The following is a 25,698-nucleotide window of genomic DNA, read 5'->3' on the forward strand; positions in this document are numbered from 1 at the left end:
CGCACCATGACCGCAGCACGTCGCCTCGAGGGTCGCCGGGCGATCGTCACCGGAGCCGCGCGCGGCATCGGTCGCGCGATCGCCGAGCGGTTCGCCGCCGAGGGGGCGTCGGTCGCGGTGCTCGACCTCGATGCGGATGCCGCCGAAGCGACCGCCGCCGAGATCGGCGCACGCGCCTTCGGGGTCGACCTGGCCGACCACGACGCCGCCCGTGCGGCGGTGCACGAGGCATCCGCTGCCCTCGGTGGCCTCGACGTGCTGGTGAACAACGCCGGCATCCTGCGGCTCGGCCCCCTGCTCGAGATCACCCCCGACGAGTGGGACCTCGTGCAGCGCGTCAACGCCCGGTCCATGCTCTCCACGACCCAGGCGGCCGCCGCCGTCATGGTCCCCGCCGGCGCCGGCCGCATCGTCAACCTCGCGAGCATGGCCGCGAAGTCCGGCGGCGCGAACGAGGCCGCCTACGCCGCGTCCAAGGCGGCCGTGGTCGCGCTGACCCGCGCGACCGCCCTCGAACTCGGCCCGCACGGCATCACCGCGAACGCGCTGTGCCCGGGCTACATCCTCACCGACATGGGCGCCGCCACCCGCACCGATGACGACGTCGCACGCTGGTCGGCCCGCTCCCCGCTCGGCCGGCTCGGCGACCCCGCCGACGTCGCCGGCGCCGCGCTCTTCCTCGCCTCCGACGACGGGGCCTACCTCACCGGGCAGGCCATCAACGTCACCGGCGGCATGATCATGCACTGAACGGAGATCCACGCATGTCCACGACCCCCGACCCGACCGCCCTCGTCGCGGAGCTCACCGAACTGCTCGGCGCACGCGGGGTGAGCGTCGACCGCGCGACCCGCGAGCGGGCGTCGGTCGACGGCTGCGCGCTCTCCCCTGTCGTCAGCGCCAAGCTGCCGCTCGGGCTCGCCGACCTGGTCGCATACCCCGCGAACGCCGAGCAGGTGGCGCTCGTCGTGCAGGCCGCCGCCCGGCACGGCGTGCCCGTGACCCCGCGCGGCAAGGGCACCGGCAACTACGGCCAGGGCATCCCGATGTCGGACGGCCTCGTGCTCGACCTGAGCCGCGCCCGCGCGATCGTCGAGGTGGGCGACGGCTTCGTCACCGCCGAGGGCGGCGCGGTCATGGCGCAGATCGAGAACGCGGCGTGGGCGGCGGGGCAGCAGCTGCTCATGTACCCGTCGACCGCCCAGTCGACCCTGGGCGGCTTCCTCTCGGGCGGCTCCGGCGGCACCGGGTCCATCGCCCACGGCGTCATCGCCGGCGGACCCTTCGTGATCGCGCTCGACGTCGTGCACGCCGACGGCACCGGCCTGCACCACGTGACGGGCGACGAGGCGCAGGAGTACCTGCACAACTACGGCACGGCGGGCATCATCGCCCGCGCCACGGTCGCGCTCGAGCCGCTGCAGCCGTGGCGCGCGTTCTACGCGAGCTTCGACGCCGACGCGTTCCCGGCGGCGCTCGGCCTCCTCATGCCGTTCGCAGACCTCGAGCCGACGCCCCGACTGGTCTCGACCGACCTGCCGACGCTCGCCGACGCGCTGCCGTCGAACCCCGGCATCCCGGCCGGGCGGGTGAGCCTGCGCGGCATCCTCGACGAGGCATCCGTCGCCGCCGCGACCGAGCTCGTGGAGGCCGCGGGCGGGCGGGTCGAACTGGTGACCGAGGGCGCCAAGGAGGTCATGCGGCTCAGCATGATCTCGTACAACCACCCGATCGAGTGGCTGCAGAAGGCGTACCCGGGCGAGTACTTCCACGTCGAGGTCGGCGGCATGGCGCTCATCGACCGCATCGACGAGGTGCACCGGGTGTACACCGGCGCGATGCTGCACGCCGAGGCCCAGAAGGGCCGCCCGATCGGCATGCTCGCGGGCCGCTACGAGAGCGAGGAGACCGTGCTCGCGGGCATGGCCGCGCTCGGCGAGCTCGGCGTGCACACGCACAACCCGCACCAGTGGTTCGTCGACGTCCGCGTCGAGGAGACCAGGGCGCGCAAGGCGGTGACCGACCCGGCGGGCATCCTGAACCCCGGCAAGCTGCCCGAGGCGGATGCCGCGACGAACCCGCTCATGTACGGCAAGGCGTCGGCGTGAGCCGTCGTCTCGACGAGCGCAGCGGCCCGTGGGTCGCCGAGCACCTCACCGCCGATTCCATGGTCGTCGTGCCGACCGGCGCGATCGAGCACCACGGGCCGCACCTGCCGCTCGCGACCGACCGCATCATGGCCGAGGCGGTCGCGGCCGCCGCGGTCGAGCGCGCCGCGGCGGCGGGCGTCGACGCGTGGCTGCTGCCGTCGCTGGCGTACACGAAGTCCGACGAGCACGCCTGGGCCGCGGGCACGATGTGGCTGTCGGCCGAGACGTTCCACGCCACGCTCGTCGACCTCGGCCGCTCGATCGCGGCGACGCCCGCGCGGCGCGTGGTGTTCCTCAACGGCCACGGCGGCAACGTGGCCCCGCTCGGCGTCGCGCTGCGCGAGCTGCGTCGGCGGTTCGGGCTGCAGACGTTCCTCACCGGCATCCGAGTGCCCCCGGCGACGGCGACGAGGGCGGCGACGAGCTCGGCATGGGCATCCACGGCGGGCACGGCGAGACCTCGCTCCTGCTGCACCTGCGGCCCGATCTGGTCGACCTGTCGGCTGCGGAACGCGCCGTGCCCGAGCACCTGCTCGACACCCCGATGATCGGGTTCGCTGGTACCCCGGTCACGTTCGGCTGGTTGAGCGACGACTTCGGCACGGGCGGCGTGATCGGCGACCCGACCCGGGCCAACGCGGCGCACGGCGCGGCGCTGTTCGAGGCATCCCTCGACCAGGCCGCCCGCGCACTCGGCGAGGTGGCGCGCTTCCGCGCCGCCCGGTAGGAGAGGAACCATGCACCACGACGACCCGGCGTTGCCGCCCGTCATCATCACGAGCACCAACCGCTTCGGTCACGACCAGGAGCACCCCGACGAGGTGCTCGCCGACCCGATGGAGCTGCTCGCCGCGTGGCTGCCCGCCAACGACGACGAGCTGCGCCCCCTGATGACGCTCACGACCATCGGTGCCGACGGCTACCCGGACTCGCGCAGCGTGCTGCTCAGCGACCACGACGAGCGCGGCATCACGTTCCACACCGACGCGCGCACCCGCAAGGCGCGCGAGCTCGCGGCCGACGGGCGGGTCTCGATCGTGGTCGCCTGGGTCGAGCACGCCCGACAGCTCACGATCGCGGGCGACGCCGTGCAGGTGCCGGCCGAGGAGGCCGCCGCCGTGTTCCGCGCCCGATCGCGGTACCTCCAGCTGCTCGCGTGGATGAACTCGTCCGAGCTCGCGCAGCTGCCGCGTGCCGAGCGCGTCGCACGCTGGGAGGCGTTCGCGGCCGAGCACCCCGACGGCGAGCTCGACCCGCCGCCGCACTGGGTCGGCTACCGGGTGCGCCCGCACCGCCTCACGTTCTGGCGCGGCGACCTCGAGGGCCCGAGCAATCGGGTCGAGTACACGCGGGACGCCTCCGGTGGGTGGACGGCGGCACGACTGCCGGGCTGAGCGGATGCCGCTGGGCGAGCGCGGCGCTCAGGCCGCGACGCCCGTGATGCCGTCGGCCACCTCGGCGACCGCCTCCGCGAACGCCAGCTCGCCGCCCGGGCCCGAGCCACCCGACAGGTCGATGCCGTCGACCCCGTCGATCTCGAGCAGTTCCTCGGCGAGCGCGATCGCGGCGTCGATGCCCGCTCGACGCGGGTCGGGCGCGCCGGCGATGCCCTGCATGAATCCTGCCGGCAGCACGAGGCCCGGGAAGGCGTCGAGCGCACTCGCGCTCTCGACGTCGAAGACGACCGGCACGCACGCGATGAAGCGCAACTCCGAACCGGCGTCCTGCGCGGCGCGCACGAACCGGCGCACGGGGCGGTGCCGCCGCAGTGGTCGATGAAGCAGACATCCGCGCCCGCCGCCTCCTTGACGCGCAAGCGCGCGACCCGATCGCCGACGGGCGGCGCCGCCGGCGCCTCGGCCACCGACACGAGGTGGCCCGCGCCGCGCGCCACCGCCGCCAGCTCGACCCCGTCGAGGTCGAACACGGGCATGGCGTCGGGGCGGTGCCCGGCGCTCGTGTGATCGCCCGTCACGCAGTGCACCGCGGCGGCGCCCGCGACCGCGAGCCCCGCGACCTCGCCCTCCAGCGCGACCCGGTTGCGATCGCGGCAGTTCACGCCCGACCACACCGCGATGCCCTGCCGGCCGAGCAGCACGGCGCGCAGGCTCGGCGGGTACTGCACGCGCGCGTCCGGCGAGTCGCCCGCGAGCACCGCGTCGACGCGGCCCGACAGGATCGACGCGCACGCGGCGAGTGCGTGCTCGTCGGCCGCCCGCGCGGGCAGGTCGGCCACCACGAGCCGGCCCGCCGCGAGCCGTTGCATCGTCGCCTCCGCGGCCGACGTGCGCGGCCCGGGCGGCACCGGGTGCACGCCGTCGACGCCCTCCCACGGCCGCGTCTCCCGGTCGAGGAAGGCGCACGGGAACGACCCCGCCTCGCAGCTCCCGTCGGCTCCCACCCCGCCGCACGGGCCGTACTCCATCAGCTTCGGACACCCCACGAGTCCGAAGGCTAGCCGGGGGTCGTGTCCATCGTGTTTCGCGCGTCCGCGGCCAGGTCGGGGTGGTCGGCGAAGACCCCGTCGACGCCCGTCTCGAGGACGCGCGTGAACGCGCCGAGCCAGTCGCCCCAGGCCGACTTCGCGCTCCCGCGCCGGAACCCCTGCGGCAGGAACCGGTTCTCGGGTCGCAGGGTCCAGGCGAACACGTCGAGCCCGTGGCCGTGCGCGGCGTCCACGAGCCCGGCCCCGGCGAGCGGTGCGCCGGGCGAGGCATCCGCCCCCTGCCCCCGGCCCACGAGCCGGCCGGTGTCGACGCTCACGCCGTGCACGCGGCCGGCGAGCCCGGCGAGCCCGTCGTGCGTGGCGAACACATCGAAGCGCGGCGCCGCCTGCCCGAGCGCGCGCACGAGGTCGGCGGGGGCTCCGGATGCCTCGAGCAGGAAGACCCGCCGGCCCGCGACGCCCCGGCGGGTCAGCCGGTCGAGCACGTCCAGCTCGAAGGCCTCGCAGACGAGGCCGCCGCGGTCGGCCCAGCCGGCGTCGCCGAGCTCGTCGGCGAACAGCTCGTCGAGCGGGAGCCCGGCCTCGGCGAAGTGGCTCGCGTGCTTGAACTCGGCGACCAGCCCGACCTCGCGGCCGAAGCGCTCGGACTCGTGATCGAGCAGCGCGAGCAGGTCGCGCAGGCGCAGCAGCGGGAACCGGCCGTCGAAGCTCGCGCCCTGCGGACGCGTCTTCGGCATCCGCTCGCGGGCGCGGAGCGTGGCGAGCTCGGCCCAGGTGAAGTCCTCGGTGAACCAGCCCGCGACCCGACGACCGTCGATCTCGCGCGTGGTGCGTCGAGCGGCGAACTCGGGCCGGCTCGCGACATCCGTGGTGCCCGAGATCTCGTTCTCGTGCCGCACGACGAGCACGCCGTCGCGGGTCGCGACCAGGTCGGGCTCGACCGCGTCGGCGCCGAGGGCGACCGCCAGCGCGTACGCGGCTGCCGTGTGCTCGGGTCGGTACCCGCTCGCGCCACGGTGACCGATCACGAGCGGGGCCGAGCCGTGACCTGACGCCATGCGAGCAAGCGTAGGCGCGCGCGGCCGCGACGGGAACGCGCACGGGCTCCGCCCGCGGCGAACATCCCGTGAATCCGCCGGATTCGGGGTGCTCCCCCGCCCGTCGGACACCGCTCTCCGGTAGATTCGATGGTCAGGGACGTCCGCGACGACGGCCCGCCCCCTTCCCCAGCGAACGCAGAGGACACCAGACCTGATGGCGATGAACAACCCGGCCTTCCGCAACGAGGCCTTCACGACCGGGCAGGGCCAGCTCGCGGCGGCGCAGAACGCCTCCGCACAGGACCTGCACGAGATGTACAACCGCCCGTCGGCCCCCGTCGAGGAGCCGATGACCATGGAGGACACGATCGCGAAGTCCTCGGTCGCGTTCGGCGTGCTGCTGGTCGGCGCGGCAGTCGGCTGGCTCACGGTCGACACCATCCCGTTCCTCTGGATCGGCGCCGGCATCGTCGGCTTCGTGCTCGCCCTCGTCAACATCTTCAAGAAGCAGCCCTCGGGCGGCCTCGTGCTCGCCTACTCGGCCGCGCAGGGCGTGTTCGTCGGCGGCATCTCCGCGTTCTACGAGGCGATGTACCCGGGCATCGTCGCGCAGGCCGTCATCGCGACCCTCGCGGTCGTGGGCGTCACGCTCGCGCTGTTCGCATCGGGCAAGATCCGCGCCTCGAAGCGCGCGACCAAGGTCTTCCTCGTCGCGATGATCGGCTACGTGCTCTTCTCGCTGATCAACGTCGGCCTCATGATCTTCGGCGTCTCCGACGACCCCTGGGGCCTGCGCAGCGGCGTGGAGATCTTCGGCATCCCGCTGGGCCTCGTGCTCGCACCGCTCATCGTCATCATGGCGGGCTACTCGCTCGTGCTCGACTTCGACTTCATCCAGCGCGGCGTGCGCAACCGCGCCCCCAAGGCCTTCGCCTGGTCGGGCGCCTTCGGCATCATGGTCACGGTCATCTGGCTATACCTCGAGCTGCTGCGCATCTTCGCCATCGCACGCGACTAGCGAGCGGATGCCGCGAGGCTGATCGATCTCGAACGGGCCGTCCTCCGGGGCGGCCCGTTCGTCGTCTCAGGCGGTGACCGCGTCCGCCGCCTTGCGCTCGAGCACCGCGCGTTCGCGCTCGTTGCCGCAGCGCGCGGCCGCGTCGAGGAACTCGGCCCGCGCCTCGTCGCCCCGACCGAGCCGCGCGAGCAACTCGCCGCGCACGCTCGGCAGCAGGTGCGTGGTGCGCAGGGCACCGGATGCCGCGAGGGCGTCGACCATCCGCAGCGCCGTCGCGGGCCCCTCCGCCATCGACACCGCGACCGCCCGGTTCAGCTCGACGATCGGCGACGGGGCGATGCGGCCGAGCGCCTCGTAGAGCAGCACGATGCGCGCCCAGTCGGTGTCGTCGACCGACGCCGCGACGTCGTGGCACTCGGCGATCGCGGCCTGCAGCCCGTACGCGCCGCGGCCGCGGCCGGTCGCGTCGGCGCGCGCCAGCGCGGCGCGTCCGCGTGCGATCGCGCCGTGGTCCCACCGGCTCCGGTCCTGGTCGGCGAGCAGCACAGGCGTGCCGTCGGCCGCCACGCGCGCCGGGAACCGGGCGGCGGTGAACTCCATCAGCGCGACGAGCCCGTGCGCCTCGGGCTCCGCGGGCACGAGCTCGGCGACCATGCGGGCGAGACGAAGCGCCTCCCGGCCGAGCTCCGGCCGCAGCAGCTCCTCGCCCGAGCTCGCCGAATGCCCCTCGTTGAAGATCAGGTACAGCACGCCGAGCACCGACCCGAGCCGCTCCGCGAACTCGTCGCGCTCGGGCACCGCGAACGGCACGTGCGCGGCACCGAGCGTCTTCTTGGCGCGCACGATGCGCTGCTGCACGGTCGCGACCGGCACCACGAACGCCCGCGCGATCTCCTCGGTCGTGAGGCCGCCGACCACCCGGAGCGTGAGCGCGACGCGCGCCTCGCGCGAGAGCACCGGGTGGCACGCGGTGAACACGAGCCGCAGCACGTCGTCGTCGATGCGGTCGGGGTCGTAGCCCGGGGCATCCGTCGCCTGCTCGAGGTCGCGGGCGAGCGCCCGGTACCGCTCGTCGAGCCGCTCGCGCCGGCGCCAGGTGTCGATCAGGCGCCGCTTCGCGGTCGTCGTGAGCCACGCCCCGCCGTTGCGCGGCACTCCGGTGCGCGGCCACTGCTCGAGCGCCTCGACGAGCGCCTCCTGCGCCATCTCCTCGGCGAGGTCGAAGTCGCCCGACATGCGCGTGAGCGTCGCGACGACATGCGCCGATTCGATGCGCCAGACCGCGGCGACGGCCCGACGCGCCGCCGCCTCGTCGGGCGGGCGGCGCGTCGTCGCATCCGTCATGGCCGTGCTCGCTCGGGCCCGGTCACTTCGTGCCGAGCTCCTCGCGCCAGCCCTCTTCCTTCCGGATCCACTCGTTGTCGGCCGGGAAGTCCTCTGGCCCGGTCACGCGGCGCACCTCGAGCTTCGACCCGGGGCCGAGCGGGCAGCGCTTCGCCCACTCCGCGGCCTCCTCCTTGGAAGACACCTCGAGGATCCAGAACCCGTTGAACAGCTCCTTCACCTCGCCGTACGGGCCGTCGGTCACGAGCGGCTCCTCGCCGTCGAAGTCGACCACGAACCCCTCGTCCGCCTCGGAGAGGCCCTCGCCGCCGACCATCACGCCGGCCTTCATGAGCTGCTCGTTGTAGGCGCCCATGCGCGCGATCACCTCGTCGAACGGCATGTCCTGGTACGCCTCGACCGCACGCTCGTCGGCCCGCATGATCAGCATGTACTTCATCGTTCTACCTCCGTGTCAGGGGTCGCGTTCTCGACCCTCTCACTCCAGACGTCGAACGGGAAGCCGCCGGATCGACATCGCGGCGCGGAAATCTGACGATCTCCCACGCGCACACAGCGATGTGGATGAGCGTTCCTCGCTTCCGAACCGGACGCATAGGATCGATTCTCCTCCCGCCGTCGCTGTCCGGTCGGACCGCCACTGCGCAGGGGGTGACGCCGCTTCGGCTCGGAGTGGCCGACGGTGCAACCGAACGGAATCCCCATGCCGTCGAGAACGACGACCTTCGCCTTGGCAGCAGTGCTCGCCCTCGGGGCCCTCGCCGCCCCACCGGTCGTGGCGGAGGAGGTCGATCCCGTCATGGTCGACATCGTCGGAACGGTCTCGCAGGCCGACGGGGCACCCGTGGCCGACATGATGGTGGTGCGATACGGGGTCCGTTCGTCGACCGGAAGTCTCTACCGATACTCGGAGACGTACACGGACGCATCCGGTCAGTTCCGATTCACCGCCCAGGCCGGGACCTCGGTGACGTTCGAGTTCCGGTGCACCGGCACCTGGTGCGCCGAGCCGTATGTCACCGAGTGGCTCGGTGACGCGCGGACTGCGGATGAAGCGACCATCCTCGAGATCCCCGAGAGTGGAGAGGTCCTGCTCGACGTGGAGGTGTCGACCGGCGCCTCGATCTCGGGAGTCGTCACGAACATCGACGGAGAGGGCATCCCCGGCGTCTTCATCGAAGGGGACGGGTTCGGCTCCTCCAACTACACGGACGACGATGGGCGCTACGAGGTCACCGGGCTGTGGCACGGGGACCACGTCATCGAGTTCATCCCACCGGAGGAGTCCGAGTACCTCGGCGAGTGGTGGAACGACGCATACACGGAGTCGCGCGCGGAGCCGCTCACACTCGCGCCGGATGAGTCGTACGCCGGGGCGGACGTCGTGCTGTCTCGGGGAGCAACGATCAGCGGACTGCTCCTCGATCACACCGGTGAGCCGCTGGAGGGGAGCGCCTCGATCTACTTGGACGAGGAGACCAGGTGGAGCTCGCCCGAGACGAATATCTTCCTCCCCGGGGAGGGCTACATCTTCCGCGATGTGCGTCCCGGCACCTACACCGCGGTCTTCGGGGCATCCTCTGCGGGGCACGTCAGCCAGTGGTTCGGTGGGATGCCAGAGCGTGCCGACGCGGAGCTGTTCGAGGTGTCCGACGGCGAACACGTCCAGTTCGACACGGTACTCTGGCCGGAGCGCGCGTCCATGTCCGAGCCGCGGTTCGTCGAGTGGCCACGAGTCGGCGCGGCCGCTCGGGTGGAGTTCTCCTCACCCACGCCCGGCGTCGAGTTCTCGTATCAGTGGTACGTGTCCAGCCAACCCATTCCGGGCGCCACGGACGCCGAGTTCGTCCCCGGTCCCGAACATGCCGGACGCTTGTTGCGCGTCCGCGTGTTCGCCAGCGCTCCGGGGTACGCCACGTTCGCGGACAACTCCCCGAGCCTCACCGTCGACGATCCCCGAGTCCAGCGCCTCTCCGGTGACGACCGCTACGAGACCTCGGCGACGATCTCATCCACGTTCTTCTCCCCTGGAGTACCGGTCGTGTACGTTGCGAGCGGGACGAAGTTCCCCGACTCGTTGTCGGCGGCCGCACCGGCGCTGCTTGTTGATGCGCCCGTCCTCCTGACCAAGCGGGACTCCCTCCCGTCGGTGACGGCGTCGGAGATCGACCGACTCGCGCCCGAGCGAATCGTCGTGCTCGGCGGCGAGGCCTCCGTCGGAGCATCCGTGGAGTCAGCCCTCGCGGACCTCGCTCCCGGGGGCGTCACCCGGTTGGCGGGCGCCGACCGCTTCGAGACGTCCGCCGCCATCTCCCGCGCCACCTACGAGCCCGGAGTACCCGTCGCGTATGTCGCCAGCGGAACGAGCTTCCCCGACGCACTCTCGGCGGCACCACTCACCGTGAGGTGGACGAAGACCGGACCGATCCTGCTGGTGAAGCGCGACTCCATCCCGACGTCCGTCGCGGACGAACTCCGGCGCCTGCGCCCGGGCTGCATCACGGTCCTCGGCGGACCCGCGGTCGTGGACCTCTGGGACGAACTCCGAGAGTTCGCCTCCCCGCCCTGCATCGGTGTGCTCGCCGGCGAGAACCGCTACGAGACCTCGACGATCATCGCCGACCGGCTGAAGGTATCCACATGCCCTTCGAGCGTCGCGGTCGCATACGTCGCCAGCGGAACGAGCTTCCCGGACGCGCTGTCGATCGCTCCGGTCACGCGTTCCCCGCTCGCGCCGATCCTCCTCACGTCGCGCGGGAGGCTCCCCGCAACGACCGAGGAATGGATCCGACGGTGCGCGCCCGACGAGGTCTTCATCGTCGGAGGGCCGGCGACGGTCAGCGACGACGTCGGTCGCACGCTCACGGACCTGCTCGCCGAGATCCACGGCGACTGATGTCCCGGGCGACTACTCCCACTCGATGGTGCCGGGCGGCTTCGACGTGATGTCGACCGTGACGCGGTTGACGTCGGGCACCTCGTTGGTGATGCGGTTCGAGATCTTCGCGAGCACGTCGTAGGGCACGCGGGTCCAGTCCGCGGTCATGGCGTCCTCGCTCGAGACGGGACGCAGCACGATCGGATGCCCGTAGGTGCGCCCGTCGCCCTGCACGCCGACCGAGCGCACGTCGGCCAGTAGCACGACGGGGCACTGCCAGATCTCGGCGTCGAGGCCGGCGGCCGACAGCTCCGTGCGCACGATCGCGTCGGCCTCGCGCAGGATCGCGAGCCGCTCGGCCGTGACCTCGCCGACGATGCGGATGCCGAGGCCCGGGCCCGGGAACGGCTGACGGCCGACGATGACCTCGGGCAGCCCCAGCTCGCGGCCGATCGCGCGCACCTCGTCCTTGAACAGGGTGCGCAGCGGCTCGACGAGCTCGAACTGCAGGTCCTCCGGCAGTCCGCCCACGTTGTGGTGGCTCTTGATGTTCGCGGTGCCCGAGCCGCCGCCCGACTCGACGACGTCGGGGTAGAGCGTGCCCTGCACGAGGAACCGGATCGGCTCACCGGCATCCGCCGCCTCTGCCACCAGGTCGCGCTCGGCCTGCTCGAACGTGCGGATGAACTCGCGACCGATGATCTTGCGCTTCTGCTCGGGGTCGCTGACCCCGGCGAGCGCGCCGAGGAACCGCTCCGACGCGTCCACCGTGACGATGCGCACGCCGGTCGACTTCGCGTAGTCCTCCTCGACCTGGCGCCGCTCGTCCTTGCGGAGCAGCCCGTGGTCGACGAAGACGCAGGTGAGCTGGTCGCCCACGGCCTCGTGCACGAGCGCGGCCGCGACGGCCGAGTCGACCCCGCCGGAGAGCCCGCAGATCACCTGGGCGGAGCCGACCTGGGCGCGGATGCGCTCGACCTGCTCGGCGATGACGTTGTCGGCGTTCCAGTCGTCCGGAATGCCGGCGGCACGGTGCAGGAAGTTCTCGATGACCTTCTGCCCGTGCTCGGAGTGCTTCACCTCGGGGTGCCACTGCACGCCGTAGAAGCCCAGCTCGTCGCTCGCGAACGCGGCGACCGGCGTCGACTCGGTCGAGGCGAGCACGTCGAAGCCGGCGGGTGCGACGGCGACCGAGTCGCCGTGGCTCATCCACACCGTCTGGTGCTCGGGCTGGCCCGAGAGCAGCGCGTTGCCGTCGTCGGTGCGCGCGGTGACCGGCGTCGAGCCGTACTCGCGGTGGCCCGTGCGCGCGACCTCGCCGCCGAGCTGCTTGGCCATGACCTGGAAGCCGTAGCAGATGCCGAGCGTCGGTACCCCGAGCTGCAGGATGCCCTCGTCGAGCGACGGCGCACCCTCGGCGTACACCGAGCTCGGGCCCCCGAGAGCACGATGCCCACCGGGTTCTTCGCGGCGACCTCCTCGGCCGTGATGGTGTGCGGCACGATCTCCGAGTAGACGGATGCCTCGCGCACGCGCCGTGCGATCAGCTGCGCGTACTGCGCGCCGAAGTCGACGACGAGCACCGGCCGCTGCGCGGTGCCCGCGCCCTCCAGCTCCTCGCTCACGCGTTGGCCCCCGTCGGCTCCGTGGCGGGTGCGGCGTCGCGCGCCTCGCGCCCGGCGAGGTAGGCGGTGACCTCGCGGCCGACTCGGGCCTCGAGGAAGAACGACAGGAACGGCACGATGCCGCCCGAGGCGATGAGCAGGAACTTCCAGAACGGCCAGCGCATAAGGCTCCACAGCCGGAAGTCGCTGAACAGGTAGACCACGTAGAACCAGCCGTGCACCATGAGGATGCCGGTGGAGAGGTTCACCGCGGTCACCGAGTCGCCCGGCACGAACGCCAGGAAGCCCTGCGGGCCGGCGAGCTCGAGCTCGAGTCCGAACCCGTACTTCATGATCATCTCGCCGACGAGCGCGAGCAGCAGCACGCCGGTGATGACCGAGCAGACCTGGTAGAAGCGGAGCGCGCCGCGGATGCGCGGCAGATCAGCGGACTTCGGCTCGAGGGGCATGCGTCGATTCTACGCGGGCGGCGCCTCGGAATCGGCCGTGTCCGCGCCCGGCTCGGCCTCCTCGCGCTCGCGCTCGACCGCGTCGCGCACGAGCCGGTACCAGAGGTAGATCGCGAAGCCCGCGAACACCGCCCACTCGAGCGCGTAGAACACGTTCAGCCAGTTCAGCTCGCGCTCCAGCTCGGGCGCCGGCGCGGCGATCTCGGTGAGGCCGAGAGCGGATGCCGCGTCGGGCACGATCACGTACGCGAAGTACGCCGGGCGATCGTCGTAGTCGGCCCACACGTTCACGAGCTGCGCGACCGCGAGCGTCGACATCGCGAACGGGTCGCCGTCCTCGTCGGGCAGTTCGGGCGCCTCGGTGGGCACGAACCGGCCCTCGATGCGGCCGGGGTCGTAGCCGCCGGCATCCACCTCGGCCGCCACGGCGGACGCGGTCTCCTCGTCGGGCGCCCAGCCCAGCGCGAGCGGGATGCCGCCCGGGGTGCCGTCGGCCGCCACCTCGGCGTGCGCGACGACCCAGTAGCCCGCCTCGCCCTCGTGCAGCCGCCCCTCGAGCAGCACCGTGTCGCCCGCGACGACATCGGCGTCGAACGCGACCATCTGCCCGGTCGACGCTTGGGTGGTCGGCCCGTCGGGCTCGGCCACGTCGGCCAGCGGCTGCACGTCCTCGGTGGGGCGCTCGACGACCGCGCCCTGCTCGACCGCCCGCTCGATCTGCCACTGGCCGAGCAGGGCGAAGGCGGCGGCGATGCCCAGCGCGAGCAGCAGCGCGAGCAGCCACTGGGGGCGCAGCATCATCCGGAGCATCAGCCGGAGAGTCTACCCGCGGCCGGCTGTGAGTCCGCGCTGGTGCGCTGCCGGGTCAGTCGGCGCTGCCGGGTCGGTCGGCGCTGCCGGTTCAGTCGGCGCTGACGATGTCGGGTGCCTCGAGCCGCACCCGGTCGGCCGACGCGTCGTCGGGCTGTTCCTGCGACGCGACCTCGGCGGCGACCCGCTCCAGGTAGCGGTCGACCTCCAGCTGCTCGCGCGCGGCGTCCCAGCCGAGCACGCGGCCCATGAGCTTCGCGGCGACCGGTGCCGCGGAGACGCCCCGGTCCCACGCCTCGATCGAGATGCGCGTCCGCCGGGCCAGCACGTCGTCGAGGTGCAGCGCGCCCTCGTGCGAGGCCGCGTAGACGACCTCGGCGCCGATGTAGTCGTCGGCACCGGGCAGCGGCTCGACGAGCTCGGGGTCGTCGCGGATCAGGTCGAGGAGCTCGTCGGTGAGGGTGCCGTACCGGTTCAGCAGGTGCTCGACGCGCACCTTGTGCACGCCGAACGCCCGGGCGATCTTGCCGCGCTTGTTCCACGCCGCCTGGTAGCCCTCGGCGCCGAGCAGCGGGATGTCCTCGGTCGTCGACGGCGGCACCCGGCCGTCGAGCGCGTCGGCGGCCGCGTCGATCGCGTCCTTGGCCATGACCCGGTACGTGGTCCACTTGCCCCCCGCGATCACGACGAGCCCGGGCACCGTGTGCGCCACGAGGTGCTCGCGCGAGAGCTTCGAGGTCTCGTCGGACTCGCCCGCGAGCAGCGGACGCAGCCCGGCGAACACGCCCTCGACGTCGGCGCGAGTGAGCGGCACCGACAGCACCTGGTTGACGCGCTCGAGCAGGTAGTCGATGTCCGCGGCGGTCGCGGCCGGATGCGCCTTGTCGAGGTTCCAGTCGGTGTCGGTCGTGCCGATGAGCCAGTGCCGGCCCCACGGGATGACGAACAGCACGCTCTTCTCGGTGCGCAGCAGCAGTCCCATGGTCGACTGGAAGCGGTCGCGCGGCACGACCAGGTGGATGCCCTTCGACGCGCGCACCTTGAAGCGCCCGCGCTCGCCGACCATGCGCTGCGTGTCGTCGGTCCAGACGCCCGTCGCGTTCACGACCTGCCGGGCGCGCACCTCGAACTCCTCGGAGGTCTGCAGGTCGCGCGCCCGCACGCCCACCACGCGCTCCCCCACCTTGAGGAACCCGATCACCTTCACCCGGCTCGCGACGTGCGCGCCGTAGAACGAGGCCGTGCGCGCGAGCGAGGCGACGTAGCGGGCGTCGTCGACCTGCGCGTCGTAGTAGGTGATGCCGCCGATGAGCGCGTCGCGCGCGAGCGACGGCATCGACTTCTGCACCTGCCGCTTCGAGAGGTGGCGGTGGTGCGGCACCCCGGGCGCACGACCGCCCGAGTAGCTGAAGAGGTCGTAGAGCAGCATGCCCGCGCCGACGTAGAACCGCTCGAGCACCGGACGCGTGAGCGGGTACAGGAACCGCACGGGCTTGACGAGGTGCGGGGCGAGCCGTTGCAGCAGCAGGCCGCGTTCGATGAGTGCCTCGCGCACGAGCCGGAAGTCGAGCTGCTCGAGGTACCGGATGCCCCCGTGCACGAGCTTCGACGATCGGCTGGACGTGCCCGAGGCCCAATCCCTCGCCTCCAGCAGGCCGACGCTGAGACCACGCGTGACCGCGTCGAGCGCCGCCCCGGTGCCGACGATGCCCCCGCCGATGACGAGGACGTCGACCTCCTTCGCGCGCAGGCGCTCCAGCGCCGCTTCCCGCTCCGCCGGCCCCAGCCGGTTCGACCTCGTGACGGTCCTGCGATCCCCCATGCCCCTACGCTAGTCGGCCCGGAGGACGCCGGGCCCGGACTCGCGGGGTTCGCTCAGCGGCGGGGCGAGTGGCTCACTGCAGGCCGTACGGCGCCGCGACCACCTCGACCCGCTGGAACTCCTTCAGGTCGGAGTAGCCGGTCGTCGCCATCGACTTGCGCAGGGCGCCGATGAGGTTCGCCGTGCCCTCGGCCGCCGTGGCGGGGCCGTAGAGCACCTCCTCGAGCGGCGCGATCTGCCCCACGTGCACGCGCTTGCCGCGCGGCAGCTTCGCGTGGTGCGCCTCGGCGCCCCAGTGGAAGCCTCCGCCCGGGGCATCCGTCGCCCGCGCCAGGGTCGACCCCAGCATCACGGCGTCGGCGCCGCACGCGATCGCCTTCACGATGTCGCCCGAGTGGCCGAGGCCGCCGTCGGCGATGACGTGCACGTACCGGCCGCCCGACTCGTCGAGGTAGTCCCGCCGCGCACCCGCCACGTCGGCGACCGCGGTCGCCATGGGCGCGTGGATGCCGAGCGCGGCACGCGTGGTCGAGGCCGCGCCGCCGCCGAAGCCGACGAGCACGCCCGCGGCGCCCGTGCGCATGAGGTGCAGCGCGGCGGTGTAGGTCGCCGCGCCGCCGACGATGACGGGCACGTCGAGCTCGTAGATGAACTTCTTCAGGTTCAGCGGCTCGTCGCCCTTCGACACGTGCTCGGCCGAGACGGTCGTGCCGCGGATCACGAAGAGGTCGACGCCGGCGGCGACCACGGTCTCGTACAGCTCCTGCGTGCGCTGCGGCGAGAGCGCGCCGGCGACCGTCACGCCCGCGGCGCGGATCTCGGCCAGCCGCGCCGTCACGAGCTCGGGCTTGATGGGCTCGGAGTAGATCTGCTGCATCCGCGCCGTCGCCGTCTCGGGCGGCAGCGAGCGGATCTCGGCCAGGAGCGGCTGCGGGTCCTCGTAGCGGGTCCACAGGCCCTCGAGGTCGAGCACGCCGAGCCCGCCGAGCTGGCCGATCATGATCGCCGTCGTCGGTGAGACGACCGAGTCCATCGGCGCCGCGAGGATGGGGATGTCGAACTGGTACGCGTCGATCGTCCACGAGACGGAGACGTCCTCGGGGTTGCGCGTGCGTCGGCTCGGCACGATCGCGACGTCGTCGAACGCGTACACCCGGCGGCCGCGCTTGGCGCGGCCGATCTCGATCTCCTGAGTCACGGATCAACCCTAGCGAACGGGTGCGACGCGGCCGCCGAGGCGCGGCCGGTCGCCGCCCCGCGCGCTACTTGCGGTAGTTCGGCGCCTCCACGACGATCTGCACGTCGTGGGGGTGCGACTCCTTGAGCCCGGCCGGCGTGATGCGCACGAACTTGCCCTGCGCCTTGAGCTCGGGGATGGTGCGCGCGCCGACGTAGAACATCGACTGCCGGAGCCCGCCGACGAGCTGGTACGCGACGGCCGAGAGCGGGCCGCGGTACGGCACCTGCCCCTCGATGCCCTCGGGGATCAGCTTGTCGTCGTTCGGCACGTCGGCCTGGAAGTAGCGGTCCTTCGAGTACGAGGTCTTCTCGCCCCGGGTCTGCAGGGCACCCAGCGAACCCATGCCGCGGTACTGCTTGAACTGCTTGCCGTTGACGAAGATGAGCTCGCCCGGGCTCTCGGCGGTGCCCGCGAGCAGCGAGCCGAGCATGACGGTGTCGGCGCCGGCGACGAGCGCCTTCGCGATGTCGCCCGAGTACTGCAGGCCGCCGTCGGCGATGAGCGGCACGCCCGCCTGCCGGGCGGCGAGGGATGCCTCGTAGACGGCCGTGACCTGCGGCACGCCCACGCCCGCGACGACGCGCGTGGTGCAGATCGAGCCCGGGCCGACGCCGACCTTCACGGCGTCCGCACCCGCGTCGATGATCGCCTGCGCGCCCGCGCGCGTGGCGACGTTGCCGCCGATCACGTCGATGTCGGCGAAGGCCGGGTCGGCCTTCAGCTTGGCGATGATCTCGAGCACGCCGCGGCTCTGGCCGTTGGCCGTGTCGACGACGAGGACGTCCACGCCGGCGTCGCGCAACGTGCCGGCGCGCTCCCAGGCGTCGCCGAAGAAGCCGATCGCGGCACCGACGCGCAGGCGCCCCTCGGCGTCCTTCGTGGCGTGCGGGTACTTCTCCGACTTGTCGAAGTCCTTGACCGTGATGAGGCCCGTGAGACGCCCGTCCGCGTCGATCAGCGGCAGCTTCTCGATCTTGTGCTGGGCGAAGATCGCGACCGCGTCGTCGGGGTCGATGCCGACCCGGCCGGTCACGAGCGGCGCCTTCGTCATGACGTCGCGCACCTTCGTCGAGGGCTTCTCGAAGTCGGAGACGAAGCGCATGTCGCGGTTGGTGATGATGCCGACGAGGATGCCGTCGTCGTCGATCACAGGCAGGCCCGAGACGCGGTAGCGGCCGCACATCGCGTCGACCTCGGCGACCGTCGCCTCGGGATGCGTGGTGACGGGGTTCGTGATCATGCCTGACTCGGAGCGCTTGACCTGGTCGACCTGCTGCGCCTGATCCTCGATGGACAGGTTGCGGTGCAGGATGCCGATGCCGCCCTCGCGTGCCATGGCGATGGCCATGCGCTGCTCGGTCACGGTGTCCATGGCCGACGAGAGCAGCGGGGTCGCCACCTCGATCCGGCGGGTGAGACGCGAGGTCGTGTCCGCCTCGCTCGGGATGACGTCGGTCTGCCCGGGGAGCAGCAGCACGTCGTCGTAGGTGAGTCCCGTGAAACCGAACGGATCGGCCTGCTCGTCCATGTGGTCCTTCCGCGAGCGCCTGAGATGGGGACCCGCGAGCGTCGTGGGCGCGCGAGTATACCCATGGTAAGCGAGTTTGCGGCCGCCCCATTCCCCGATAACAATCGGGCACCAGTGCCGTCCGATCGAAACACTTAGGACATAATCGGCACGTACTGTCGTCATCGCAGCCGGCAGTCAGGACCGGACCCGACCGGCCACCGGCACGCGGGTCCCCATGGAGGTGCAGTGGAACCGACTCTGTCAGTCACCAGACCCTGGTCCGGTCGAATACTGGCCATACTCGGCATACTCTTCGCCGCCCTCACGCTGGTCGTGATGGCGCCCGCCCCGCTTCCGCGGAGGAGAGCCAGGACGACCTGGTCGAGGAGGTGGAGGAGGACTACACCCTCTTCTTCCGCGGCAACGTCCAGTTCGAGGGCGAGCCGCTCCCCGACGTCGTGATCACGATCGAGGGCCCGGGCGGGTTCAGCTCGACCGTGCAGACCGACGCCGACGGCCGCTGGGAGGTGGGCGTCCCCGAGAAGGTGGTCTACACCGTCACGCTCGACGAGGAGACCCTGCCCGAGGGCGTCGTCGTGGCCGAGGGCGGCGCCACGCGCGAGGCCGAGTTCGGCCAGACCAGCAACGCCTCGGTCAACTTCTTCCTCGGCGAGGGCCAGCGCGTCACGCAGAACATCTGGAGCCAGGTGCTCGACCGGGCGGTGACCGGCCTCAACTTCGGCCTGCTGCTCGCGCTCGCGTCGATCGGCCTCTCCCTCATCTTCGGCACGACCGGACTGTCGAACTTCGCGCACGCGGAGATGGTCACGTTCGGCGCGCTGATGATGCTGACCTTCTCCGTCTACGTGGGCTGGCCGGTCTGGCTCGCGATCATCATGGCAGTGGTGCTGAGCGCCGCACTCGGCTGGGTGCTGGATGCCGGCCTGTGGAAACCCCTCAGGCGCCGCGGCGTCGCGATCGTCCCATTGATGATCGTGTCGATCGGTCTGTCGCTGGCGATGCGGTACACCTTCCAGTTCTTCTACGGCGGCACCACCCAGCAGCTGCCGGGAGCGACGATCCCGCCGACGATCATCCTCGGGCCGATCTCGCTGTCCTGGATCGACGTGCTGAGCATGGGCGTGAGCATCGTCGCGCTGCTCGCATTCGGGTACTTCCTGACGCGAACGCGCATCGGCAAGGCCACCCGCGCGGTGTCGGACAACCCGAGCCTCGCCTCGGCCAGCGGCATCGACGTCGACGGCGTCATCCGGATCGTCTGGGTGCTCGGCGCGCTGCTCGCCGGCATCAGCGGCATCCTCTTCGCCTACTACCGTCCGGGCGTCAGCTGGGACATGGGCTTCCAGCTGCTGCTGCTGATCTTCGCGGCCGTCACGCTCGGCGGCCTCGGCACAGCGTTCGGCGCGCTCGTCGGCTCGCTCATCGTCGGCCTGTTCGTCGAGCTGTCGACGCTCTGGCTGCCGAGCGACCTGAAGTACGTCGGCGCGCTCGTGGTGCTGATCCTCGTGCTGCTGTTCCGGCCACAGGGCATCCTGGGCCGTCGAGAGAGAATCGGATAGGAGGGGCCTGACATGCTCGACTGGGGAGCGATCTTCGGCAATGCCGCAATCGAATTCATCAGCCCGACCACCGCGGCGTACGCGCTCGCGGCACTGGGCCTCGCCATCCACTTCGGCTACACGGGCCTGCTGAACTTCGGACAGGCCGGCTTCATGGCGATCGGCGCGTACGGCTACGCGCTGTCGGCGCTGCGCTTCGGACTCCCGATCTGGGCGTGCGTGCTCATCGGCATCGGAGCATCCGTCGTCTTCGCGCTGATCCTCGGTATCCCGACCCTGCGACTGCGCGCCGACTACCTGGCGATCGTGACCATCGCGGCCGCCGAGATCGTGCGACTGCTGTTCACGACCAACGAGTTCGACGCCTTCACGGGCTCCGCGAGCGGCCTCTCGGCGTTCCAGCGCGACCTCGAGGCGCTGAACCCGCTGCCCGACGGGTCGTACGGATTCGGACCCTGGAACTTCAGCGACCGCACGTGGTTCTTCCTCATGATCGCGTGGGTGGTCGTGGCGCTGTGCGCGCTGCTCACCTGGATGCTCATGCGCAGCCCCTGGGGCCGCGTGATCAAGGGCATCCGCGAGGACGAGGACGCCGTGCGCTCGCTCGGCAAGAACGTCTACTCGTACAAGATGCAGAGCCTCATCCTCGGCGGCGTCTTCGGCACCCTGGCGGGCATGCTCTTCGTGTTCCCGCGCGCCGTCGTGCCGAGCTACTTCCAGCCGACGCTGACGTTCTTCATCTACGCCATCCTGCTGCTGGGCGGCGCGGCCACCATCCTCGGGCCCATCGTCGGCTCGATGGTGTTCTGGGTGCTGCTGTCGTTCTTCTCGGGCTTCGTCGCCCGTGCGGTGGCGGCCGGGTGGTTCCCGTTCATGACCCAGGTGCAGGCCGGGCAGCTCCGGTTCATCCTCGTGGGCGTGGCGATCATCCTGATAGTCGTGTTCATGCCACAGGGCATACTCGGCAACAAGAAGGAGTTGGCCTTTGTCAAGTGACAGCGTTCCCTCGAAGACGCCCGAGAAGACGACCGGGCTGCACGTCGGCGATCCCGCGCCGGGCGTGAAGAAGGTCGATCCGATCCTCGTCGCCGACCACGTCAAGCGCACGTTCGGCGGCCTCACCGCGGTCGACGTCGACCACGTCGAGATCCCGCGCAACGCCATCACCGCGCTCATCGGCCCGAACGGTGCCGGCAAGACGACGTTCTTCAACCTGCTCACGGGCTTCGACCGGCCCGACACGGGCACCTGGGAGTTCGACGGCCGGCCCCTCGCGCACGTCCCGGCCTACCGGGTCGCGCGCATGGGCCTCATCCGCACCTTCCAGCTGACCAAGTCGCTCGGCCTGCTGACCGTCATGGACAACATGAAGCTCGGCGCGAAGGGCCAGTCGGGTGAGAACTTCTTCCGCGCCCTCCTGCCGTTCCTCTGGCGCGGCGAGGAGCAGGCGAACGAGGACAAGGCGATGGACCTGCTCACGCGGTTCAAGCTCGACACGAAGAAGGACGACTACGCGGCCAGCCTCTCCGGCGGCCAGCGGAAGCTGCTCGAGATGGCCCGGGCGCTCATGAGCGACCCCACGCTCGTCATGCTCGACGAGCCGATGGCGGGCGTGAACCCGGCGCTGACGCAGTCGCTGCTCGACCACATCCTCGACCTCAAGGCCGAGGGCATGACCGTGCTCTTCGTCGAGCACGACATGCACATGGTGCGCCACATCGCCGACTGGGTGATCGTCATGGCCGAGGGCCGCGTCGTCGCCGAGGGCGACCCGCACGAGGTCATGCAGAACCCCGCGGTGATCGACGCCTACCTGGGCAGCCACCACGACAGCGATCTCGGCGACACCGAGACCGAGCACGTCACGGCGATGAAGGAGCTCATCGATGACGAACAGTGAACCGAGCACGACGCAGGTCGCAGAGCCGGAGCGCGAGATGGTGGTCGACGTGCGGGGAGTCACCGCCGGTTACCTGCCCGGCGTGAACATCCTCAACGACTGTTCGCTCCAGGCCCGCGACGGCGAGCTCATCGGCATCATCGGCCCGAACGGCGCCGGCAAGTCGACGCTGCTGAAGTCGATCTTCGGGCTCGTGAAGGTCCGCGAGGGCGGCATCTACCTGCGGGGCGACGAGATCACGAACCTGAAGGCGAACAAGCTCGTCGCCAAGGGCGTCGGGTTCGTCCCCCAGACGAACAACGTCTTCCCGACGCTGACCATCCAGGAGAACCTCGAGATGGGCGTCTACCAGCGCCCCAAGGATCTGAAGCACCGCCTCGAGTTCGTGGTCGACATCTTCCCCGAGCTCGGCAAGCGGCTCTCGCAGCGCGCGGGGTCGCTCTCGGGCGGCGAGCGCCAGATGGTCGCCATGTCGCGCGCCCTCATGATGGGCCCGCACGTGCTGCTGCTCGACGAGCCGTCGGCCGGCCTCTCCCCCGTGCGCCAGGACGAGGCGTTCCTGCGCGTCAAGGAGATCAACCGCGCCGGCGTCACCACCATCATGGTCGAGCAGAACGCCCGACGCTGCCTGCAGATCTGCGACCGCGGCTACGTGCTCGACCAGGGCCACGACGCCTACACCGGCACCGGCCGCGAGCTGCTGAACGACCCCAAGGTCATCGGCCTCTACCTCGGCACGCTGGGCCAGGACGAGTAGCGCGACTCCCCAGACACGTCCACGAGAGCGGGGCGGATGCCGGTGGCATCCGCCCCGCTCTTCGTGTGCGTGCGTCCCGCGAACCTCAGTGAGTGCGTCCCGGGCACGATGTGCGCCTCGTGGGGCACGACGAAGGGCCCCGGCCGAAGCCGGGGCCCTTCGCCTACGCGTCGCTCCGAGGAGCGTCAGCGGCGGAGACTATCCGTCGCCGATGCGCTCGTACGTGCCGTCGGCGTTGTACTGGAAGATGCCGATGGTCGCCTCGGTCGGGTCACCGTTCTCGTCGAAGGTGACCGGGCCCGACGGACCGTCGTAGTCGATCTGCTCACCCTCGGCGAGGAGCGCAGCGCCGTCGGCGAAGGTCGTGACCTTCTCGCCCACGTCGGCGATGCCGCCCGAGACCTGCTGGAGGTACTCGGCGATGTCGGCGCCGTCGGTGCTGTTCGCGGCGTAGGCCGCGAGCGCCAGGAGGATGACCGCGTCGTACGACTCGGCCGCGTAGCTGTAGTCGGTCAGCGAGTCGTCGATCTCGAGCAGCTGGTCGGTGAAGTCACCGAGCGTGCTCACGTCGAGACCGGGCAGGGTGCCCTTGGCGCCCTCGACCAGACCCGGCGCGAAGTCCGCGCTGTAGTCGGCCAGGTTGCCGTCGACGAAGTACAGCTTGTCACCGGGGAAGCCCTCGCCGACGAGCGCCGGCGTGACGATCTTCGCCTGGTCGAACGTGATCAGCGCGATCGCGTCCGGGTTGGCTGCGGTGACGCCCGCGATCTGCGAGTCGAAGTTCGAGTCGCCCTCGTTGAAGAGCTCCTCGGCGACGACCTCGCCGCCGGCGGCCTCGAACGCGGTCTTCGTGAACTCCGCGAGACCGGTGCCGTACGGGTCGTTCAGCACGATCATGCCGAGCGTGGCGTTGCCGTCCGACGCGATCAGGTTGCCGAGCACCTCGCCCTGGAGCGTGTCCGACGGAGCGGTGCGCCAGTAGAGGTTGTCGTCGTCGTAGTCGGTGAAGTCCGCCGACGTGTTGGCCGGCGAGAACTGCACGACGCCCGCGGCGACGATCTGGTCGATGACGGTCTTCGAGACGCCCGACGATGCGGCGCCGACGATGCCCGAGACGTCCTGCGAGAGGAGGTCGGTCACCGAGACGGTCGCGGTGTCGGTGGTGGTGTCACCCGAGTCGCGGTAGACGACGTCGACGGTGATGCCGAGGTCGGCGTCGTTGATCTCCTGCGCGGCGAGGGCCACGCCGGCCTCCTCGGGCGGGCCGAGGAATGCGAGCGCACCCGACTGCGGGAGGATCGTACCGATCTTCAGGGTGAGGTCGCGCTCGCCGGGCTCGATCGGGTTGGCGTCGCCGGAGGCGGCAGCCTCGTCAGACTCGGTGGGCTCGGTCGTCTCACCCGAACTGCACGCGGTGAGGAGGAGCGCGGATACACCCGCAAGGGCGATCCCCGTCCAGGCCGCGCGAGCCGAGCGCTTGGCCGAAGCCTTCGCGATTACGCTCATCATGCTCCTAGGGACTGAAGGACACTGGTTGGTGCGGCACCCAGACGGGTGCCGTGGGTTCACAGTAGTCAGGCCCGTGAGACGGGAACAAGTCAGTGCGATCACAACCGTGTAACACCGACTGAATCGTTACGTGGGCGTCACAAACGGGCCCCGAACGGCGCGAATCCACCCTCCGGCGTCGATTCCGCGCAACGATCGTGAGCCGCTCAGACGGGCCCCACGGGGGCTTCCGGGGCGTCCCGGTCCTCGGATGCGGCGAGCGCCTTACGAGCCGCCCTGCCCCGTCCTGCGGCCTGTGCGAGGTCCACCAGCAGCACGGCGATGGCGAGCCACACGAGCGCGAACCCGATCCACCGCTCGAGCGGCATGGGTTCGCCCAGCACGGCCACGCCCACGACGAACTGGATGACCGGCGCGAGGTACTGGATGAACCCCATCGAGACGAGCGGCAGGCGGCGCGAGCCGGCCGCGAACGCGAGCAGCGGCACCGCGGTGACGGCGCCCGCGCAGAGCAGCAGCAGCGCGTGCACGGGCCCCGCGGTGCCCAGCGTGAGCCCCGACGTCATCGCGACGACGACGAGCTGCACGATCGCGAGCGGCGTGAGCCACGCGGTCTCGAGGGTGAGTCCCGCGACCGCGTCGACCCGCCCGCCGACGCGCTTCTTGATCAGCCCGTAGCAGCCGAACGAGAACGCGAGCACGAGGGCGATCCACGGCAGCCCGCCATGGGCGAAGGTGAGCACGAGCACCGCGACGAACGAGATCGCCACCGCGACCCACTGCAGCGGGCGCAGCCGCTCCCGCAGCACGAGCACGCCGAGGAAGACCGTGACGATCGGGTTGATGAAGTAGCCGAGCGACGCCTCGACGACCTGGTCGGACGCGGTGGCGTAGACGTAGGTCTGCCAGTTGACGTAGATGAGGGCGCCCGCCGCGCCCATCACCAACAGCACCCGGCGGTCGCGCGCGAGCGCGACGAGCGGCCGCCAGGCCCGTGTCGCGGTGAGCAGCACCGCGCAGAACACGAGCGAGAGCAGCACCCGCCAGGCGACGATCTCGAACGGCCCGGTGGGCGCGAGCGCCAGGAAGTACAGCGGCAGGACTCCCCAGAGTCCGTATGCGGTGAACGCGAACGCGAATCCCGCCCGGCGGGTCGCGGCGGAGGGGTCCGCGGGGCCCTGGGCCCCGGGCCGGGAGGTGTCGGTCACCGCTCGATGCTACGCCGCATCCGGGCTGCGGCCGCCGCCGCCGAGACGGCGAAGGGCCCGGTCGCGCGATGCGACCGGGCCCTTCGCGAGTTGCGGATGCGACTAGCGCACGACCACCGCGAGCACGTCGCGGGCCGAGAGCACCAGGTAGTCCTGGCCGCCGAACTTGACCTCGGTTCCGCCGTACTTCGAGTAGATCACCTTGTCGCCGACGGCGACGTCGAGCGGGACGCGGTTGCCGTTGTCGTCGATGCGACCCGGGCCGACCGCGACGACCTCGCCCTCCTGGGGCTTCTCCTTCGCGGTGTCCGGGATGACGAGACCCGAAGCGGTGGTCTGCTCCGCCTCGACCTGCTGGATGACGATGCGATCCTCGAGCGGCTTGATGGAGACCGACACGTTTGACCTCTTT

General features: G+C 71.3%; 23 protein-coding genes and 1 pseudogene. 11 read left to right on the plus strand and 13 right to left on the minus strand.

The annotated features are described in order from the left end of the window. Window positions 1–6: 6 nt before the first annotated feature. From QUE38_RS03745 to QUE38_RS03765, 5 genes are read left to right on the plus strand one after another with little or no spacing between them, the layout of a single operon-like run. Entirely contained in the window at window positions 7–750 is a 744-nt protein-coding gene (locus QUE38_RS03745) for an SDR family NAD(P)-dependent oxidoreductase (RefSeq protein WP_286310280.1), read from the plus strand. A 14-nt stretch (window positions 751–764) separates the two neighbouring features. Continuing rightward, entirely contained in the window at window positions 765–2,108 is a 1,344-nt protein-coding gene (locus QUE38_RS03750) for an FAD-binding oxidoreductase (RefSeq protein WP_286310281.1), read from the plus strand. Next, the gene (locus QUE38_RS17825; protein WP_286310282.1) at window positions 2,105–2,698 is read left to right on the plus strand and encodes a creatininase family protein; all 594 of its coding nucleotides are present in this window, start codon (window positions 2,105–2,107) and stop codon (window positions 2,696–2,698) included. Before QUE38_RS03750 ends, QUE38_RS17825 begins: the two co-directional genes overlap by 4 nt. Continuing rightward, window positions 2,581–2,877 (plus strand): creatininase family protein, encoded by a 297-nt coding sequence (locus QUE38_RS17830; RefSeq protein ID WP_286310283.1) that lies wholly within the window; start codon window positions 2,581–2,583, stop codon window positions 2,875–2,877. The genes QUE38_RS17825 and QUE38_RS17830 overlap by 118 nt, the downstream gene beginning before the upstream one ends. Window positions 2,878–2,887: 10 nt before the next feature. Beyond that, window positions 2,888–3,544: a pyridoxine/pyridoxamine 5'-phosphate oxidase gene (locus QUE38_RS03765; protein WP_286310284.1), complete on the plus strand. Its 657-nt coding sequence runs from the start codon at window positions 2,888–2,890 to the stop codon at window positions 3,542–3,544. Between the two features lie 27 nt (window positions 3,545–3,571). Here QUE38_RS03765 and QUE38_RS03770 read toward each other — a convergent pair whose 3' ends face one another. Together QUE38_RS03770 and QUE38_RS03775 are read right to left on the minus strand one after the other, a co-directional pair. Then, entirely contained in the window at window positions 3,572–3,901 is a 330-nt protein-coding gene (locus tag QUE38_RS03770; RefSeq protein WP_286310285.1) for a hypothetical protein, read from the minus strand. A 703-nt stretch (window positions 3,902–4,604) separates the two neighbouring features. Continuing rightward, a complete protein-coding gene (locus QUE38_RS03775; RefSeq protein WP_286310286.1) occupies window positions 4,605–5,654 on the minus strand; it encodes a glycerophosphodiester phosphodiesterase family protein in 1,050 nt (349 codons plus the stop codon). Window positions 5,655–5,850: 196 nt separating this feature from the next. Here QUE38_RS03775 and QUE38_RS03780 point away from each other — a divergent pair, with 196 nt between their 5' ends. Beyond that, the gene (locus QUE38_RS03780; protein ID WP_286310287.1) at window positions 5,851–6,654 is read left to right on the plus strand and encodes a Bax inhibitor-1/YccA family protein; all 804 of its coding nucleotides are present in this window, start codon (window positions 5,851–5,853) and stop codon (window positions 6,652–6,654) included. A 66-nt stretch (window positions 6,655–6,720) separates the two neighbouring features. On the opposite strand, the gene QUE38_RS03785 is transcribed toward QUE38_RS03780, so the two are convergent. Both QUE38_RS03785 and QUE38_RS03790 read right to left on the minus strand, forming a co-directional pair. After that, complete coding sequence (locus QUE38_RS03785; RefSeq protein WP_286310288.1) at window positions 6,721–7,998, minus strand: RNA polymerase sigma factor; 1,278 nt, start codon at window positions 7,996–7,998, stop codon at window positions 6,721–6,723. A 22-nt stretch (window positions 7,999–8,020) separates the two neighbouring features. Next, window positions 8,021–8,437 (minus strand): YciI family protein, encoded by a 417-nt coding sequence (locus QUE38_RS03790; RefSeq protein WP_286310289.1) that lies wholly within the window; start codon window positions 8,435–8,437, stop codon window positions 8,021–8,023. A gap of 360 nt (window positions 8,438–8,797) precedes the next feature. Between QUE38_RS03790 and QUE38_RS03795 the strand changes: the two genes are divergently transcribed. Next, entirely contained in the window at window positions 8,798–10,894 is a 2,097-nt protein-coding gene (locus QUE38_RS03795) for a cell wall-binding repeat-containing protein (protein WP_286310290.1), read from the plus strand. 12 nt (window positions 10,895–10,906) lie between these two features. Here the strand turns inward: QUE38_RS03795 and guaA are convergent. The 6 genes and pseudogenes from guaA to guaB all read right to left on the minus strand — a co-directional run bounded on the left by guaA (window position 10,907) and on the right by guaB (window position 18,350). Then, window positions 10,907–12,489 (minus strand): annotated as a pseudogene (gene guaA, locus QUE38_RS03800) (glutamine-hydrolyzing GMP synthase). 8 nt (window positions 12,490–12,497) lie between these two features. Further along, a complete protein-coding gene (locus QUE38_RS03805; protein ID WP_286310291.1) occupies window positions 12,498–12,950 on the minus strand; it encodes a DUF3817 domain-containing protein in 453 nt (150 codons plus the stop codon). Between the two features lie 9 nt (window positions 12,951–12,959). Further along, window positions 12,960–13,760: an SURF1 family cytochrome oxidase biogenesis protein gene (locus tag QUE38_RS03810; RefSeq protein ID WP_286310292.1), complete on the minus strand. Its 801-nt coding sequence runs from the start codon at window positions 13,758–13,760 to the stop codon at window positions 12,960–12,962. Between the two features lie 91 nt (window positions 13,761–13,851). Next, window positions 13,852–15,582 carry a glycerol-3-phosphate dehydrogenase/oxidase gene (locus QUE38_RS03815; protein WP_286310293.1) on the minus strand — a complete coding sequence of 577 codons (1,731 nt, stop codon included), beginning with the start codon at window positions 15,580–15,582 and terminating at the stop codon, window positions 13,852–13,854. Between the two features lie 73 nt (window positions 15,583–15,655). Then, window positions 15,656–16,780 (minus strand): GuaB3 family IMP dehydrogenase-related protein, encoded by a 1,125-nt coding sequence (locus QUE38_RS03820; protein ID WP_286310294.1) that lies wholly within the window; start codon window positions 16,778–16,780, stop codon window positions 15,656–15,658. A 64-nt stretch (window positions 16,781–16,844) separates the two neighbouring features. Next, window positions 16,845–18,350 (minus strand): IMP dehydrogenase, encoded by a 1,506-nt coding sequence (gene guaB, locus QUE38_RS03825; protein WP_286310295.1) that lies wholly within the window; start codon window positions 18,348–18,350, stop codon window positions 16,845–16,847. Between the two features lie 371 nt (window positions 18,351–18,721). Between guaB and QUE38_RS03830 the strand changes: the two genes are divergently transcribed. Genes QUE38_RS03830 through QUE38_RS03845 form a run of 4 tightly spaced genes read left to right on the plus strand, consistent with a single transcriptional unit; the run spans window position 18,722 to window position 22,569 of the window. Next, a complete protein-coding gene (locus tag QUE38_RS03830; RefSeq protein WP_350227543.1) occupies window positions 18,722–19,912 on the plus strand; it encodes an ABC transporter permease subunit in 1,191 nt (396 codons plus the stop codon). 12 nt (window positions 19,913–19,924) lie between these two features. Beyond that, the gene (locus QUE38_RS03835) at window positions 19,925–20,908 is read left to right on the plus strand and encodes a branched-chain amino acid ABC transporter permease (RefSeq protein ID WP_286310296.1); all 984 of its coding nucleotides are present in this window, start codon (window positions 19,925–19,927) and stop codon (window positions 20,906–20,908) included. Next, window positions 20,898–21,812 carry an ABC transporter ATP-binding protein gene (locus QUE38_RS03840; protein ID WP_286310298.1) on the plus strand — a complete coding sequence of 305 codons (915 nt, stop codon included), beginning with the start codon at window positions 20,898–20,900 and terminating at the stop codon, window positions 21,810–21,812. The genes QUE38_RS03835 and QUE38_RS03840 overlap by 11 nt, the downstream gene beginning before the upstream one ends. Further along, complete coding sequence (locus QUE38_RS03845; protein WP_433996942.1) at window positions 21,799–22,569, plus strand: ABC transporter ATP-binding protein; 771 nt, start codon at window positions 21,799–21,801, stop codon at window positions 22,567–22,569. Before QUE38_RS03840 ends, QUE38_RS03845 begins: the two co-directional genes overlap by 14 nt. Window positions 22,570–22,767: 198 nt before the next feature. On the opposite strand, the gene QUE38_RS03850 is transcribed toward QUE38_RS03845, so the two are convergent. The 3 genes from QUE38_RS03850 to groES form a co-directional block, all read right to left on the minus strand. After that, on the minus strand, window positions 22,768–24,075 hold the full coding sequence (locus tag QUE38_RS03850; protein WP_286310299.1) for an ABC transporter substrate-binding protein: 1,308 nt from the start codon (window positions 24,073–24,075) through the stop codon (window positions 22,768–22,770). 209 nt (window positions 24,076–24,284) lie between these two features. Next, the gene (gene rarD, locus QUE38_RS03855; protein WP_286310301.1) at window positions 24,285–25,286 is read right to left on the minus strand and encodes an EamA family transporter RarD; all 1,002 of its coding nucleotides are present in this window, start codon (window positions 25,284–25,286) and stop codon (window positions 24,285–24,287) included. A gap of 102 nt (window positions 25,287–25,388) precedes the next feature. Further along, the gene (gene groES / locus QUE38_RS03860) at window positions 25,389–25,685 is read right to left on the minus strand and encodes a co-chaperone GroES (RefSeq protein ID WP_281884999.1); all 297 of its coding nucleotides are present in this window, start codon (window positions 25,683–25,685) and stop codon (window positions 25,389–25,391) included. Between the last annotated feature and the right edge of the window lie 13 nt (window positions 25,686–25,698).

Source organism: Agromyces mangrovi (genome assembly GCF_030296695.1).
Taxonomy (GTDB): Bacteria; Actinomycetota; Actinomycetes; order Actinomycetales; family Microbacteriaceae; genus Agromyces; species Agromyces mangrovi.